This is a genomic window from Marinobacterium stanieri (assembly GCF_900155945.1).
Lineage (GTDB): Bacteria > Pseudomonadota > Gammaproteobacteria > Pseudomonadales > Balneatricaceae > Marinobacterium > Marinobacterium stanieri.
On record NZ_FTMN01000013.1, the window covers coordinates 1 to 15,237 of the forward strand.

Sequence of the window (15,237 nt, forward strand, 5' to 3'; positions counted from 1 at the left end):
CGCAAGTGCCTTGGGTTCAGGCAGCCTGAAGTCGTGTTTCGGGAATACCTTCAGGCTGCATAGGCGAGTGTCGCACTTCGTAGTTGAATCCGCGCGAAGGTATCCTCTTGAAAAGGCTACTTATTCGTGGGCAGTTACACAATCAGGTTTACAGGCTCAGACACAGGATGCGCCATATAAACTATTCTCAGTAGTACCCCGCCTTCTTTCAGAACTCACCTAAGGATTAGAAGAGGTACTGACTATGTCAGATTACGCTCATATAGCCCAGTCTGTATTGTATTTACAACCAAATCGGACTGATGACAATGAAGTAATCAACCAGCTGCAAGATAATTGGAATTTGAATGTCGTGCAGCATACTGATATTCAAGAAAAATCTATGTACGAAAGTCTACCGCATGTCGGGCTTCTTCATTTGGAGAAAACTGATGATTTTCATTTGGGGCATTTACGCAATTTTATTGATCAACATCCGGATACACAGTGGGTTGCATTAACCTCCGAAGAGTGTATCAACAGTCCAGTAGTGCGATGCCTTATTACTGAAAGCTGCTATGACTACTTTACTTTGCCACTTCATGCAGATGCCATTCAAAATCTTGCTTTCACTTTAGGGCATGCTTTGGGCATGTCGTTCTTGCAACGGCGTTCACGTGAAGACAACGTATGTGATGACTACGAAATGGTAGGTACTAGTCATGGCATGCTTAAGTTATTCAAGGCACTGCGTAGAGTTGCGTTGGTTGATGCACCGGTTTTAATTACTGGAGAAAGTGGCACAGGTAAAGAACTAATTGCCCGTGCCATTCACGAGCGTTCATTTCGCCATGCCAAGCCTTTTATTGCCGTAAATTGCGGCGCTTTGCCTGACGCCTTGGTGCAATCTGAACTTTTTGGTCATGAAAAAGGGGCATTTACTGGTGCTGTCAGTCAGAAAATTGGCCAGATCGAAGCTGCCAATCAAGGTACGCTATTTCTGGACGAGATAGGGGATCTACCATTGGATCAACAGGTCAATTTGCTCCGTTTTTTGCAAGAACAAAATATTCGGCGTCTGGGAGCAACCCAAGACACACCTGTCGACATTAGAGTCCTTGCGGCAACTCACGTAGATTTGGAGCATGCGGTCAAGGACGGGTATTTTCGTGAGGATCTGCTGTATCGGCTTAACGTGTTACAGCTAACTCCCCCACCATTAAGGGAGCGGCATGAAGACATAGAACTGCTAGCACGTTTCTTTTTCGGACGCTTTCAATCGGAGGGTACCAAAACTGTTAGGGGGTTTAGCCAAAACGCTTTGCTGGCGTTACAGCGGCATAACTGGCCAGGTAATGTCCGCGAACTAATCAACAGAATACGTCGGGCTATCGTGATGTGCGAAAAACGCATGATTTCACCCGCTGATCTAGGGCTTCCCATGCCGTCGGAAAATCCATCTGAATACCCGGGCCAGAGTTTGAAGTCCGCACGTGAAAGTGCTGAAAAAAAAGCGGTGCAGCAAGCGATCGCACAGGCAGCAGGCAACATAACAAGGGCTGCTAAACAACTACAGGTATCACGCATCACGTTGTACCGATTATTGGATAAATATAGACTCAACTAATGCCCAGTGTAACAGGGATGTTACAGCTGCACATGTTTCTAACTAATTGTTTTCAAATTACTCCTATCAATATCTCACATAAAGTGTTAAATACCTGACACCATCAGAGACCTAGCAATTCCCTCATTTTCTTCATCAAGCTCCCCCTCCCCTCTATACCTGTCAAAAAAGACATATGAAACAGTATGTTCTCAACCATGGCGCTATTCATGCAGTGTTTCTGCACAAAAGCATCAAAACGTCGAGGTGCCAACCGACATGAATATCATCCTTTGGGACGAATGTTGGATGGAGTACCACTCATGCAGACAACCGCTGTTACAGGAATCAAGATCATGGCAGACAAGGCAGGTTTTCACAGAATGATCGTTATACTTCTGGCCGGAATCACGTTGCCTACTATGGCGGCATCTGAAATAGATCCTCCTTTATCCCCTTACGTTACACAGAGCCAAATTCAAGGTATCGCACTTAGCAACACGCGCGGAGTCGTGGGGGTAAACTTGTCAGCAGGCGACAGCAACGATCAGATCAATGCGCGTGCTCTATCCCTAAGCACCGGTCCAGGGGTTAGCAGCGCCCGCAACCAAACTCAGCAGCATGTACACCTTATTTCTGAATCGCCTAACAGCACTATCAGTAAGATCGAGGGCAAAGCATTTTCAAACTCCAGAGGTTTAATTTCAGTAAATCTTGTCAGCGGTGCCGGCAATGCTCAAACGAACGCTATTGCCATTAGTTTATCCACTAACGGCGTGGCAGTTTCAGAAAACGAATTGAGTATGTCTGTCAGCGGACAGCCTGTGACTGTCGATGATTCACTCACATCTTCACATAGTCGGGAAACCTCCATCAGCGCAGATGCCTTTGTTGACGCCAAGGGCGTGCTACAGATAAATCAGCTGGCCGGTTCAGGTAATGCGACCAGCAATAGTTTTGGTCTCAGTGTTTCACTGGGGTCAACACCGTGACCGGGGGAGCTCTACGTCCGGTCATTTGTATAACAAAGGAGAAATGTCATGAAACAGGTATTCAAAATCGCTCCATTGGCACTGGCAGTTGCCGCGTTCAGTATGCCTTCTCTTGCCAATGATCATGGAAGTGATGGCCATAAGGGTCCTGGTAAGCACAAAGAAGGCGCGAGCTTAAGTAAGAAAGTGCATGTCAGCAAACATGTTGACTACAAGGGAGAAGTCGATATCGACGGAAGAATACGCGTTGATTCACTTGGCATGGCAATTGTGGATCTTAAGCAGGAAACTATAAAGAATGAAAGCCTGGTCGACAGAGTCGATAACAATGCCACTATTGGTGACGAGGTGCTTGGTCGTGCCCGAGGCAATATTGGAGTGAACATTAGTGCAGGCGATAACAACGTACAAAGTAACTCTGCGGCACTAGCGGCTGCAGACGCTTCATTTGCCTTTGGTTCCGCTGATGCCGAAGTTTTTGTAGATCAAACGTCTACAGAAAACGTGACTTACTTTATCGGAACAATGAACAACGCTGGCATAAGCGGGAGTGCCTTAGCTAATGCTCGCGGTAATATCGGCGTCAACGTTGCAGCCGGTGCTGTTAACGTTCAAAGCAACGCCTTTGGTGGTTCGGTCGCCTCTGGCTCTATGGGCGAAGCAACCTCGTCAGTTAAACAGAGTACAACCAATAACACGACAAATACACTGCCAGAAGAAGCCTTTGAAGTGGTTACCACCAACTTTAGTGTTGATGGCACTTTGAATGGCAGCTATGAAGGTGGCGGTCTTGGTAGTTATGACACCGTAGGCTCTAGCATTGATGGTACAGCTGTACAAACCAGTGCCGTTTACCCAGAAATGTGGATGGACGACGGTGAACACGATAATGGAGACACTTCAGAGCTTGTTGGTCATCTCGACTTCGACACCGAAAACCCAAGTGGCGGGGTTTTCGAGTTCGATGTGAATGGCAATGTAATCCCTGACTCTGACCAGGGAAATTTGCAGTTCACTGAAGCAGGCTTGCAGTCACTAGGCGGCACTCTGTCAGGGTCTGTTGACCATCTCATCAGTAAAGAATACACGCGGCACGAAAACAATGCCTCTATGAGTGGAGGTGTATTGAATAGTGCACGCGGCAATATTGGTGTGAACGTAACAGCTGGTGCCAATAACCTGCAAAACAATAGTTTGGCACTTAGCCGTCTCAATGTAGCTGGCGCAGTTGACCCAACTCCGGGAGAATAACCTCGCGCTATGAGTCATCTTTCACCTCAGAACGATCCATCATTGCCCGACTTAGGTCGGGCAATGATTACAATAATAAAGAGGCGTGCCATGTTCAGATCTCGCACCCTATTCAAAGCATTACCCCCACTGGTCTGTATATTGGTACTTACACTGGGCAGCCCGGCGCAAGCCGAAAGTTTTGGGGGCATTCTCCCGAGCGGTTCATTTGTCCACAAAGAAATTATCAGTCTGCGCGAGCGACGCTATTCCAGCCTGGTACAACAACAGACCGACTTCAGCTGTGGCGCTGCTTCTTTAGCAACCATCTTGCGCTATGCCTACGGCCTAGATGTCACGGAAGCCGACGTGCTTGATGGCTTATTTGCCGTCAGCGACCCTCAGGTTGTTCAACAACAGGGGTTCTCCTTACTCAACATAAAACACTACGTAGAGCGTGTTGGCTTTCGAGGCCGTGGCTATGTGGTTAACGCCAAAACGCTGGATGAACTCAAAATACCCACTATAGTGCTGCTGGATCTGAATGGTTATAAACATTTTGTCGTACTCAAGAAATCAGCTGATGGGTTGGTATACTTGGCCGATCCTGCACTGGGCAACAAAATCATGCCCAAAGATGAATTCATGAACAATTGGAACGGCATTGTTTTTGCCGTTATCGGCAAAGGTTTTAACCGTGAATCAACTTTACTGAACCCGCCCCCTCCTTTAACCACACGTGGCCTAATCAATGTTTTCGCACCCATCACTAATGCAGAACTACTGGAGTATGGATTCGGCCATACCGATCTGCTGTGAATACTGCAGGGAGGAATCGTCATGACACAATTATTATGTCATATAGGTTCATTACCAAATTGGGTAATGGCACTAACTTTATCGGTCACTTTCAGCCTTCCAAGCAACGCAGGAACGATAATGGAGAAAAAAAGCACCTTTGGATTAAAAGGGCAAGAAGTCCCTGATCAGATACTAGCATCCATACGTGGGCGTTTTGTAGAAGGACGTCAGGTCGCTTTCTTTGGTGTCGAAATGCGCACCAACTGGATCCAATCCGACAATCATTCTTTGAACATGCAGATGAACGTCAACATAGATCTGTCTTCTGGCCGCCACCAACCGATAATAAATATTTACCATAGTCAGGATATCGGCACGGCTACACTTGGAGCTTTCACTCCAGCACTGGTTGATGTCAGTGACAATGGCGCGCTGAATTCAGTTTCAGGCGTAGTGCAAAATATTCAGGTCGCTGGTGACGGCAATAGTATTCACAATAATGTTAACTGGGAAGTGCGTGAACAGCAGCTTCTCCCGAGTTCTGTAGGGCTTAGCATGACGCCAGCAACTGCAGGCGGCCACTACGTTGACCTTTCCGGTCGCCATACTCAAGTGGTCATTGGTAACCAAGGGATTGGCTATCAGATTGATATCCCGGACATTGGTCGCGTTACTCAACAGCTTTCCAGCCAAAACCTGAAAGGAGGCGCATTACTACAAAGTTCACAAATCCATAGTCACTACAATCAGGTGATGAATCATATTGGCTTGCAGGTCGATCTGAGCCCAGCCCACAAAAACATGGAGCAGCTGCGTATGCTAAACCGATCACTTGAGCAGTTGCGGGGATTGTAAGTGTTGAAAAATGTACATTTGACAGATTTTCTAAAGTTACTGATAGTTGATGTAAGGAAATCAACTGATGACTAATAAAAATAATATACTTACAGGGGATATCACATGCCTGTCTTTTCACAACGAGATGCTTTTTTCGTTAGGGCTATTGCTGGATTGGCGTTGCTGGCTACAGCACCTACAGCCAGTGCTGCTGAGGCATTGACCGCCAGTGAAGCAGAACAACTCCGCTTTGAAATTCGACAATTGAAATTGCTCAATCAAAGTCATATCCAGAAATTGCAGCAAATGGAAAACCGGCTGAACCAGCTGGAACCAAGTGCTGAACCTAGTTTGAGTAAATCGAAAAGCTCCACTGTTGCAAGTAACACAGCGCCCACTAAACGTTCTGCCGACCCAACCGCCAGTGTGGAAAATATCCTTCTGGAAGAACACACTCTGTTTACCGACAAGTTTACCTTTGAAGTTGGTATGGACTATACCCACTACGACCGCAAACAGTTGGCGCTGGATGGCTTTCTGGCTTTGGATGCGATTTTCCTGGGTGATATCGCAGTAGACGATATCAATGCCGACATTTTTACTTGGGATTTCAATGGCCGCTATAACATCAATAAGCGCTGGCAGTTGGGTGCCAGTATTCCTTTTATCTATCGCACAAGCACTTATCAAAAGAACTTTGTAACCGATAGCGATGCTGCGACAGGCGAAGTCCGCACTATCATTGATGGCAGCACCGATGGCTATGGCTTAGGTGATATTACGCTGACTTCTGCATACCAGTTATTCGCGGAAACCCAGAGCCGTCCAGATATTGTCTGGAACCTCAGTGTTAAAGCGCCGACCGGGAAAGACCCGTATGGGGTCGACACTAAAATTGTAGAAGACGACAATGGTAACCGTCTTGAAATTCCTAAACAGCTGCCTACTGGTAGCGGCATGTGGAGCCTTAGTACGGGCTTGTCGTTCCTCAAAACAACAGACCCGGCCATTCTGTTTGCCAACGTAGGATATACCCATAACTTCAGCAAAAATTTTGGTGGTGACACTGGTGAAATCCGATTGGGTGACTCATTTAATTACGGCGTCGGCATAGCTTTCGCGATGAATGAACGCATGAGTCTAAGTATGGCTCTATCTCATCGTATCAATTTGGAAAGCGAACAAAATAGCAGCAAAATTATTGGCAGTGATGGTAACGCCGCTACCTTTACGACAGGTGTGACCTATGCTCTTAGCAATCGCTTGTCGATGCTGACCTCAGTAGGCGTTGGCCTGACACCGGACGCATCCGATTTTAGTATTGGGATAAAATTTCCATACCGATTTTAAGCTAGCTAGGTAGCTGTACGCCGCAGACACCGATCCACTCGGCCAACGTGGAGCCCGACAACGCGACGCCGGCACGGGTAAAGATCTGTTCCTGTCGATACAGCGGCAGGTGATCGGCGTACTTGGCGCCTGGGTCAACGTCTCGCACTGATCACAAACCCACTTGATCCGGATGTGTCGTTCAACGGTGAACACGCCGGGCGTGTAGTCGAGCTTCTCACTGACGTCTTCGCCGATGCGCTTGAGCTGGCAGCCGCACGCACAAGCAGTATTGTCCGGCTCATGATGGAATTCGGTACGGGCAGCTCTGGCGGAGCCGCTCAGGTGTGAGCTGGGTCAGATCTGGGGACGACAGTATGCCCTAGTTTGGGTGGTCTGAGGATGCCCGGATCGGCTAATAGCTCATCAGGCCCCTCTGTGCTCAACAGGGTTGCCGCCTCAAATCTAGATAATGACACCCGGCAGCGCCGACGCGCTACCAAGAAAATCCCTGTACCAGTGCAGTCGGCTGCTCGGCTGTTAAGACCTGGTGATCATCACGCCAGGCCTCGACCCAGTGGTACTTGCCCTTGTTGGGGCGCTGTGCGCATAGCCAGATACCCAGGCTGTCATGCACTAATACCTTTATCCGGTCACCACCCTTGTTGTTAAACAGGTAAGCGCAGTGTGGGCGAGCCTCACCGAACACGTTTATGACCCGAGCCAGGGCCGTATATCCATGGTTTCGTGGCCAGCCAGACCTCATCGATGCGGCTCATCGCAGCAGACCCTGCAACCAACGCAGACAGCGGCCAGTTCACGACGATGCTACTGTTGGCTCGTGGGATCTTGATACTGATAGTGTCCACTATCGCCAGTGGACGACCGGTGGCTCAAGATGGGTCCGTCAGATGCTTACTGTTATCCGGATGCATTAGAAAGATCTTAAGGTCAGGTAAGGGGCAAATGCGGAATTTGGTTGCTCTGATAAAATTTGCGGATTTATAGAGTATAGGAATGTCAATGTCCCCTCGTACTACTACCAGGTTAGGCTATTGTCTACTTGGGGACATTTGATACATTTCTAAGAACCCTATTCCCAGAAGGGGCATCGATACCTTACCTCAGAAGCACTCTCCGGGATCTGCTCGATAAAGGCGTCTTCTACGTCCATACGGCTCCCGCTTGTACCGATCCCAGATTCCCTTTGCTGGCGCCAGCAAACAAGTAACCTCTCATAGCTTTCACTGCAAGCCCAACCATGCAAACAGCGGGCCGGGCATGGTAAACAGCGTTGGTGATGAATGCTCAATGTGATTCGAACCACTCACGAGCACGTTTCTGGGCTTCATGGATTTGTGTTGGCGTCATCATCTTCGACAAGCGATCTCTGCTGTTAACAGCTTTAGAGTCCCCTTGTGACGCTGCTAAGTTATACCACATATGGGCATCGGTATAACTTTGAATGACACCTTGACCCTCAGAATACATCACCCCGAGGTTGTACTGTGCACTACTGTGGCCTTGCTCAGCTGCCAGACGAAACCACTTTATTGTCGCAGAATAGTCCTGCTGGACGCCTGTGCCAAAGTAATACATCAACCCGAGGTTGTACTGAGCACCACTGTGGCCTTGCTCGGCTGCCAGACGATACCACTTATACGCTTTAGCGTTGTCCTGCTGAACGCCCCAGCCTTTGTAGTACGCCACCCCGACTTTGTGCTGAGCATAACTGTTGCCTTGCGCAGCAGCTAGCCGAAACCACTTGTATGCTTCGGTATCGTCCTGTTGAACGCCAGCGCCACTTTCGTACATCAGTCCGAGGTTGTTCTGAGCAAGACTATTACCCTGCTCGGCTGCTAACAGATACCACTTGACCGCCTCAGAGTGGTCCTGAGGAACGCCAATGCCATTTTTATGCATCACCCCGAGATAAAACTGGGCATGGTCATTCCCCTGTTCGGCTGCCAGGAGATACCATTTTTTTGCCTCAGCGTAGTCCTGCAGAACACCATTACCTTTGTAATACATCAGCCCTAAGTTGTACTGAGCATTACTGTGGCCTTGCTCGGCTGCAGTGAGATACCATTTTTTCGCCTCAGCGAAGTCCTGCACCACGCCCATGCCCTAGTAGTACATCACCCCGAGGGCATACTGAGCACGATTGTTGCCTTGCTCGGCAACCGGCGTAAGTTCTAGCAATGCTGTTTTATAATCTCCCTTTTGGGCAGCTTCGAATCCTTTATCAAAATCAGCAGAAAGTGCCTGTGGGGAGCCGCATAGAGCTAGAAGAAGAGGGATTATAGTGATTCTGCGGTTGACCATATGCATGCCCTAAAGTTAGTACACTGAAAGTGTAATCTTACCGTATTTGGGCCATTGCAGCTTTGGATTTCCCAACCCCAGATAAATCGAAGAAAAATTCTCGCCCTCCTAGTGATCAACTACGAATGCTGTCGCCCAGTTACTTATCCAAGCCAACCTTCCAAAATATTTTCGTTAGCCCAATTCTTTGTTTTGAGTAACGATTCAGAAATAAATAGTACGCCCCAATATGCTGACGCTACACATACAAAATGTCAGCCCATTTTGGGGCCATTAGAGCCGGCGCCGATACGTCCGGGGAAATCAGGTGCAGTCCGCTCACCGGCAACCTGCCGTACTCGTGACACATCGTCCGGATCTGCCTCGATCATGCTTTCATTGCCTCGACCGTATTTACGCCGCCCATAATGCTCGGTGGCCGTTCTATCGGTGGCATGTCCCATGATGGCGGCAAGCACATCCAGTGGCACTCTATCTTTTTTTAAGTTCGCAGAGACCTGGTGCCGTCCAGAGTACAGGCTGGGTTTGCGCTTGCGCGTGGGCCATAGCTTAGAGGTGGTATAGGTCATGCAGGACGTACAGGACTTCTGGTACCGCTCAAAGTCGGCTTCAGAACTTAATTGCTTAACTGACCTGTAATGTCTTAGAAGGGCAAGCTTCTTTTCTTCCGTTAGTCCCCTCAGGCGAAGGGTTCGGTTTTGGCCGTTAGCACGACCGTTGCTTGCCTTGCCATTCTTTACGGTCAGCACGATGGTGTCAAGCACTACTCCGGGCTCAGTCTCGTCTGATTCCATCTCCATTACGGTACCCCACCATTCAGAGGGCCTCATTCCAGTGGTCTCAGTCGCACTCAGGAAGCATAGAGTAGCCATGGGGACCGATCCCTCTTCGGTGCCAAACTGTTCCAGGTGTCGTTCATGGGATGCCAGCAGGGCAGTGCTCAGCTCTGTCCACTCATCTGTGCCCAAGGACTTTTTCTTGTTAGCACTGGTGCGTGTCGCTTCAGAGCATTCATCTGTTTTGATGGCCCTGATCTGATTCGCCAGTGCCTCTTCGCCTTCTACTGACTCCATATACCACGCGAGTGCAGCACGATTCTGACGCCATGCAGGTACCGATACCGTTTCTCGGTATGACTCCAGCCAAGTTAGGAGGCGTGTTTGATGCAGGTCCCAGTCACAATTGGTCTCAGTAAGAAAGGCATTCAAACGACCCACAGCACGATTATGGTAGGCCTGTTCGGTTTTTGATTCGCGAGTTGGTTGGTAGTTGTCAGTTAGTCTGTCAGGAGGTGTGAATTTAGACACCATCAATAAAGGTCTCCAAGGCAGGTATCAAACATATAGCCCCCACGTTACAACCGACATATTCAAAGCGTTACTTCCAATAAGGCGCGGGGCGTTACTTCCAATATGAAAACGCCATGATATGGGCGCCATCTTCCCACTACACCGGTATTGGTTCAAGGCTGATAGTGTTTGCCTAGATACCTAATTCAGTGCATTAGATCCTTTTTGGTCTTCTTAAAACAGGTCTTGGGAGTACTGCTTGCTGTTGGATCGGTCCATCCAGGTGAATTGATTGAAGTAGGCATGGAAAGTCTCGCTGAGAGAGGGCCGGCTTAACTGCATCTAATAGCACGGCATAAATGCACTGCATGCCCTGCATTATCAGGGTTGGCGCTTTCATGGCTGTGCTGTGGAGCCTGCATGGCGCTTCTGTGGCGCTTCTGCAGCGCCACGGTAACGTTTTGCTGGCACTTATGCGGTGTTATGGAGGTGATTTGAAGGTGCTTTGCTTCACTGCAATGGGGTTTTGTGGTGTAATGTTCGTATGGTTAACTAATATGATATATCCGCCTATGAACTCCCCACGCTTACGTCTTGTTTTAGCCAGTGCTGGGCTTGTGCTTTCAGGGTGTGCTGCAAATACCCCAGAGCCAGCTCCAGTAAGCAGTAACATGCTTTATGACAGTGACCCCGCTTTGCAGCAGCTGGTATCAGTTGCTCAGGCGGTCCACTCCCGTGATGCAATACATGATTCAGTTCTGACTCAGAAATATCAGATAGAAGAAGAACAGCAACTGTCCGTTCAGGCTTTACCTGCCGACATGCGACGAATCATCAGTTTCCCAGGAGGCCAGCAGCTACCTTTGGAAACAGTGCTCAAGCATCTGGCGCAAGCGGGAGGGATGTCATACCTATCTCCTCAAGGAATAAGACCTTTAAGCAATATCTATGTGTTCTTTGATGACCAATTGAGAACCGTGGGTGAGTATGTAGCAGACGCTGGGCGCCAGGCAGGATACCGAGCAGATGTGGTGCTGGATCTGACGATAGACCCCCCCTCTGTCCAGATTCAATACAAGGAGCCGCGACTGTGAAGCAGATCTGTTCTGTATCAGCGCTGGCGCTGGCTATCGCTGCACCTTCTATGTCTGGGTGTGCCAGTAATGAGCCGAGTTCACAGAACATGGCTGTTCCATCCATTGCTGAAGCCAGTGCAGCAAAAGCGAATTGGGGAGGGAATGTCTCTCTCAGCAGCGCAATAGCATTAACAACCCAAGAGGGCGCAGGATCTGAATCACTTAATGACCTCATTGGTGAAGGTACGCGCTACCAGGCACTCAATGATGTAGCAGTGTCATTTGGTACACGGGTCGGTTTGTACGAGCGGCGAAACCAGCTGAATGCAATTCTAATGAAGACGCAGCCGCAGCTGGGCCGGATCTATGATTTCTCCCAATACCTTCTGCCTGGCAATGTCTTTCCCCCGGTGATGAGCCAAACACAGGGGATGATCCAGAAAAAAGGCCGTAAAGAACTCCAGTCTACCCGGCACAGCTATCACATGCTGACCGAGGCTGTTGTCCTCATCGAGCCCCCTTCCTATTTGAATTATCTCGTTCGCCACTACCCAGAACCTTCGCTGCCAACAGGATTCCGTCTACCTCGTACTCCAGTGGAACGGGATAACTGGGCGTTTTGGGTTAAGGAAGGCTGGACCATCGGACGTAAGCAAGCAGACCTGCAGTTCAATGCAGATCTGGCTCGCCTAAAGCGTGATTTAACGGGTGTGCGTCTATTTCATCAGCTGGTGGCAACGGGCGTGATTGCGATGCCCAAGATGGCCAAACAGGATTTCGGGGTTGTCGTATCAGAAGATGGGCGATCTCTGAACATCGGGGAGACAGTCGTTTCAATTGTGAAACCAGCCGCTTTCAACGCCAGTGCTGAATGGGATGCCATTACTGAACAGGTCCAGGTGGGTGAGTGATGAGCAGTAGTGAAAATGAACAAAAAGCTCGTTTTACCGGGACTCAGGTTCCCCTGCAGGATCTACCGTCAATTGTGGGCCCTAACGTGTTTGAAAACCTGCTGACAGTATGTAGGGATCACAATGCCTCAGACGTGATTTTCAGGTCCGGAAGCACTGTACGCGCAAGGGTTAACGGTACACTGCAGGCCGTAACCAAGGTGGAGATTGATAAGGAGTCCATCGAGCGTTTCATTCAGGAATCAGAGTCTCTGGCTACTGTAACTAATATCGGTGCCGGCCATCCTCGATCTCTGGCCTATGTTGTCAGTGGTGAGCGCCGCCGTGACCGCTATCGTCTGCAGGCTACATCCGTTAATGAAGGTATGGCTGACGATGGTATACGTTTGGTTGCCCGTCCGATCTCTAGCCGACCGCCACGGTTGGATGATCTCAACCTTCCACCGGACCTTGTTGAAGCGCTGACAACTAACCGCAACAAGGGAATCATCCTTGTGACTGGTGAAACCGGCTCTGGTAAGTCAACAGTGCTAGGAGCTGCGCTGGATCAGAAGGCTCGAAATGAAGCCCTGCATATCACTACCGTTGAAGATCCAATTGAATTCAACCTGTTCTATTTGAATGACGAGACTCAATCCAGCGTAAGCCAGTCTGGCTTGAATACACACGTTCGATCCTTCCCTGATGCGATTAAAGGTCTGATGCGTGATAACCCAGACGTGATCATGGTGGGGGAGTTGCGTGACCAGGATACGATTCGCCTGGCTGCAGAAGCCTCACGAACCGGCCACTTGGTTTACAGCACGCTGCACGTAAACGCAGCTGCTGCCGTGATAGACCGTATCTGCGTTAGCTTCCCTGACTCAGAGCGCATGGCGATCGCCGCATCAATAATAGACGCGCTTAGAACAGTCCTTAACCAGGAGCTGGTTCCGAAGCTATGTAGCTGCGCCACGCCCTATGACCGACTCGATAGCATTATCAATGACAGTGGTGTTGATCTTGACGGAATTCGACAGCCGGCAGGGTGTGATGCTTGCAACCACACGGGCTACAGCGGCCGACAGCCCCTGATGGAGTATGTCGTCTTACGTGATGATGGGCGAGATGCCTTGTTGCGTGAACTCATGAATGGCGGGATGGCAGGCGTTACCCACCTCTTAAGCAGCCTGGTTAAGAAGCACGGTTTGACCAAGCTGGAGAGCGCTAAACAAGCGGTCGAGACCGGCAAGATTGCCCCCGACGTTTTCAAATCAGTGCTCGTTGAAACACAGGCTATGGACATCATTGCAGGAGGCGCAAATGGCCAGCGCAATGACTGAACAGGAACAGATCGTTGAAGGGCATATATCTCGACTGAAATGGTGGATCACCGCACAGCCTACACGGTTTTTAGGTATGAGCGGGGAGCCATTTGCAGCCATGGTGCTTATACCCGTTTTCCCGTTCCCTGGCTTCATCAAGTTCGTAATGTTCCTCGTCATGCTGAACATCATTATGAGTTTGATCTTCCGAAAGACCATGGTGACGTTTTTGATTTGGATAAAGCGTCAGATCACAGATAACAGAATGCGCGTCTATAGCGTGAAAGACAGTAAGGCACGCTTCAATGGATACTACTGAGGACAACAAAATGAGCGACCATAATGCCCACGACTACTTTAAAGGTAAGAGCGTTCAGGAATACCTGGCGGAGATGAATCAGTATCACTTCGAAGGTGAGTTGATTGTCCCGTTAGTGGCTATCGATGACGGCTACGCTCAATACAACTCTGCTCTCATGGTCATTGAGATGGCTGATGGCGAAGCCAAGTTGAAGATCGTTGAAGATCGAATGCCTGCCCTGGCTTCACGAGGCCGACACACTGCTGGTATGGCTGGTGGGGCTTTGAATTTGTATGGCCGCGTAGATACAGGTGAGGAATACACTGTTTCCCAGTACCTGGCTAATCCAGAAGATACCCGTACTGATGACTACGCAACAACAACTCTTAACCTGATGCTGGTCCATGCAGCCCTTGATCGTTTGGGTTTGGCTGGAGAAGAAGTGGCAATTGCAACTGGTCTGCCGCTCAAGCAGTACATGGCCGGTGATGACGAACGTAATACGCGACTGATTGATAAGAAATGCGCAAACCTGATGAGCCCTTGCTACATCGGTACCGGATCTAAGCCCTCAGCCATTGTGCATTCAGTAAAGGTATACCCGGAAGCTGTTTGCGGGATGATCGACTACCTGGTGGACGAATATGGTGATAACCGCGAAGGGGTGGATCCCAATGTTGTTCGTTTGGGGTTGGACATCGGTGGTAACACGACCGATATGGCCATCATCCTGCCTGGCAATCAGGTAGGTGCACGTCAAACAATCAAGTATGGGGTGTCACACGTCAAAGATCGTCTTCGACAGCTGATGAATGCCCGATTCGACCTTCATCCTGATGAAGCCATGCTGGAAGAAGCCCTTCGGACTGGGTTTGTGCAGTGGTTCGGGGGGGAGAAGGAGAATGTGGAAGCCGAAGTACGCGATGCGATTTCAACCGTAATGGACCCAATCCTGGAAGCGGTTAAGGCGTTCATGCGCGATTTCCCGAGCCTGCGCGAGATCATTGGCTTTGGTGGTGGCATGGCGCTTATGCAGAACAGCATCCGTGAGCGATACAAGAACATCATCATTCTTGATAACCCAGACGGCGCAAATGCACGCGGTGCTTTGAAATACTCTCTCCTGTCTGACCTGGAAGAGATCATGGAACAAGTAAACAACAGTCGCGCACTGCGTGCGCAGAAGTCAGCGTAAGGGGGCCCTGAACAATGGCTCTTCCGAAGATGTATATCACAGCCCCTACGAATCCAAACCGG

At 49.4% G+C, this 15,237-nt stretch carries 14 protein-coding genes and 1 pseudogene; 11 read left to right on the forward strand and 4 right to left on the reverse strand.

All coding sequences use genetic code 11. From position 1 onward, the window contains the following. Positions 1–244: 244 nt before the first annotated feature. The 6 genes from BW956_RS20450 to BW956_RS20475 all read left to right on the forward strand — a co-directional run bounded on the left by BW956_RS20450 (position 245) and on the right by BW956_RS20475 (position 6,795). Positions 245–1,606 (forward strand): sigma-54 dependent transcriptional regulator, encoded by a 1,362-nt coding sequence (locus BW956_RS20450; protein ID WP_076465968.1) that lies wholly within the window; start codon positions 245–247, stop codon positions 1,604–1,606. Between the two features lie 302 nt (positions 1,607–1,908). Beyond that, positions 1,909–2,577, forward strand: coding sequence for a hypothetical protein (locus tag BW956_RS20455; protein ID WP_076465971.1), 669 nt, complete (start codon positions 1,909–1,911; stop codon positions 2,575–2,577). Between the two features lie 48 nt (positions 2,578–2,625). Then, positions 2,626–3,828, forward strand: a complete 1,203-nt coding sequence (locus tag BW956_RS20460) for a hypothetical protein (protein ID WP_076465973.1) — start codon at positions 2,626–2,628, stop codon at positions 3,826–3,828. A gap of 90 nt (positions 3,829–3,918) precedes the next feature. Next, on the forward strand, positions 3,919–4,626 hold the full coding sequence (locus tag BW956_RS20465; RefSeq protein ID WP_076465976.1) for a C39 family peptidase: 708 nt from the start codon (positions 3,919–3,921) through the stop codon (positions 4,624–4,626). Positions 4,627–4,647: 21 nt separating this feature from the next. Next, positions 4,648–5,463, forward strand: a complete 816-nt coding sequence (locus tag BW956_RS20470) for a hypothetical protein (protein WP_139327247.1) — start codon at positions 4,648–4,650, stop codon at positions 5,461–5,463. Positions 5,464–5,568: 105 nt separating this feature from the next. Beyond that, on the forward strand, positions 5,569–6,795 hold the full coding sequence (locus BW956_RS20475) for a transporter (RefSeq protein WP_076465980.1): 1,227 nt from the start codon (positions 5,569–5,571) through the stop codon (positions 6,793–6,795). Between the two features lie 10 nt (positions 6,796–6,805). Here BW956_RS20475 and BW956_RS22125 read toward each other — a convergent pair. The 4 genes and pseudogenes from BW956_RS22125 to BW956_RS20500 all read right to left on the reverse strand — a co-directional run. Then, positions 6,806–7,095 (reverse strand): annotated as a pseudogene (locus BW956_RS22125) (IS66 family transposase zinc-finger binding domain-containing protein); the annotation flags it as partial. A gap of 175 nt (positions 7,096–7,270) precedes the next feature. Further along, entirely contained in the window at positions 7,271–7,540 is a 270-nt protein-coding gene (gene tnpB, locus BW956_RS20490) for an IS66 family insertion sequence element accessory protein TnpB (RefSeq protein WP_083703177.1), read from the reverse strand. 542 nt (positions 7,541–8,082) lie between these two features. Next, the gene (locus BW956_RS20495; protein WP_217695156.1) at positions 8,083–8,898 is read right to left on the reverse strand and encodes an SEL1-like repeat protein; all 816 of its coding nucleotides are present in this window, start codon (positions 8,896–8,898) and stop codon (positions 8,083–8,085) included. 455 nt (positions 8,899–9,353) lie between these two features. Beyond that, a complete protein-coding gene (locus BW956_RS20500) occupies positions 9,354–10,172 on the reverse strand; it encodes a site-specific integrase (protein ID WP_076465983.1) in 819 nt (272 codons plus the stop codon). Between the two features lie 614 nt (positions 10,173–10,786). Here BW956_RS20500 and BW956_RS22330 point away from each other — a divergent pair. The 5 genes from BW956_RS22330 to parM are packed head-to-tail and all read left to right on the forward strand — an operon-like array spanning position 10,787 to position 15,175. Continuing rightward, positions 10,787–11,482 carry a hypothetical protein gene (locus BW956_RS22330; protein WP_139327248.1) on the forward strand — a complete coding sequence of 232 codons (696 nt, stop codon included), beginning with the start codon at positions 10,787–10,789 and terminating at the stop codon, positions 11,480–11,482. Further along, the gene (locus tag BW956_RS20510; RefSeq protein ID WP_076465988.1) at positions 11,479–12,375 is read left to right on the forward strand and encodes a type IV secretory system conjugative DNA transfer family protein; all 897 of its coding nucleotides are present in this window, start codon (positions 11,479–11,481) and stop codon (positions 12,373–12,375) included. The genes BW956_RS22330 and BW956_RS20510 overlap by 4 nt, the downstream gene beginning before the upstream one ends. Continuing rightward, positions 12,375–13,697, forward strand: a complete 1,323-nt coding sequence (locus tag BW956_RS20515) for a type IV pilus twitching motility protein PilT (RefSeq protein ID WP_076465991.1) — start codon at positions 12,375–12,377, stop codon at positions 13,695–13,697. The genes BW956_RS20510 and BW956_RS20515 overlap by 1 nt, the downstream gene beginning before the upstream one ends. Further along, positions 13,678–13,998 (forward strand): hypothetical protein, encoded by a 321-nt coding sequence (locus BW956_RS20520; protein ID WP_076465993.1) that lies wholly within the window; start codon positions 13,678–13,680, stop codon positions 13,996–13,998. The genes BW956_RS20515 and BW956_RS20520 overlap by 20 nt, the downstream gene beginning before the upstream one ends. Before the next feature lie 10 nt (positions 13,999–14,008). Next, positions 14,009–15,175, forward strand: coding sequence for a ParM/StbA family protein (gene parM, locus BW956_RS20525; RefSeq protein ID WP_175612053.1), 1,167 nt, complete (start codon positions 14,009–14,011; stop codon positions 15,173–15,175). Positions 15,176–15,237: the final 62 nt, after the last annotated feature.

What these genes read in the sequence shown, in the direction of transcription:
- BW956_RS20515 (WP_076465991.1), top strand. Translation starts at nt 12,375, where the DNA reads ATGAGCAGTAGTGAAAATGAACAAAAAGCTCGTTTTACCGGGACTCAG.
- BW956_RS20470 (WP_139327247.1), top strand. Translation starts at nt 4,648, where the DNA reads ATGACACAATTATTATGTCATATAGGTTCATTACCAAATTGGGTAATG.
- BW956_RS20460 (WP_076465973.1), top strand. Translation starts at nt 2,626, where the DNA reads ATGAAACAGGTATTCAAAATCGCTCCATTGGCACTGGCAGTTGCCGCG.
- BW956_RS20455 (WP_076465971.1), top strand. Translation starts at nt 1,909, where the DNA reads ATGCAGACAACCGCTGTTACAGGAATCAAGATCATGGCAGACAAGGCA.
- BW956_RS20520 (WP_076465993.1), top strand. Translation starts at nt 13,678, where the DNA reads ATGGCCAGCGCAATGACTGAACAGGAACAGATCGTTGAAGGGCATATA.
- BW956_RS20475 (WP_076465980.1), top strand. Translation starts at nt 5,569, where the DNA reads ATGCCTGTCTTTTCACAACGAGATGCTTTTTTCGTTAGGGCTATTGCT.
- BW956_RS20495 (WP_217695156.1), bottom strand. Translation starts at nt 8,898, where the DNA reads ATGGGCGTGGTGCAGGACTTCGCTGAGGCGAAAAAATGGTATCTCACT.
- BW956_RS20465 (WP_076465976.1), top strand. Translation starts at nt 3,919, where the DNA reads ATGTTCAGATCTCGCACCCTATTCAAAGCATTACCCCCACTGGTCTGT.
- parM (WP_175612053.1), top strand. Translation starts at nt 14,009, where the DNA reads ATGAGCGACCATAATGCCCACGACTACTTTAAAGGTAAGAGCGTTCAG.
- BW956_RS22330 (WP_139327248.1), top strand. Translation starts at nt 10,787, where the DNA reads ATGGCTGTGCTGTGGAGCCTGCATGGCGCTTCTGTGGCGCTTCTGCAG.
- BW956_RS20450 (WP_076465968.1), top strand. Translation starts at nt 245, where the DNA reads ATGTCAGATTACGCTCATATAGCCCAGTCTGTATTGTATTTACAACCA.
- tnpB (WP_083703177.1), bottom strand. Translation starts at nt 7,540, where the DNA reads ATGAGGTCTGGCTGGCCACGAAACCATGGATATACGGCCCTGGCTCGG.
- BW956_RS20500 (WP_076465983.1), bottom strand. Translation starts at nt 10,172, where the DNA reads ATGGAGTCAGTAGAAGGCGAAGAGGCACTGGCGAATCAGATCAGGGCC.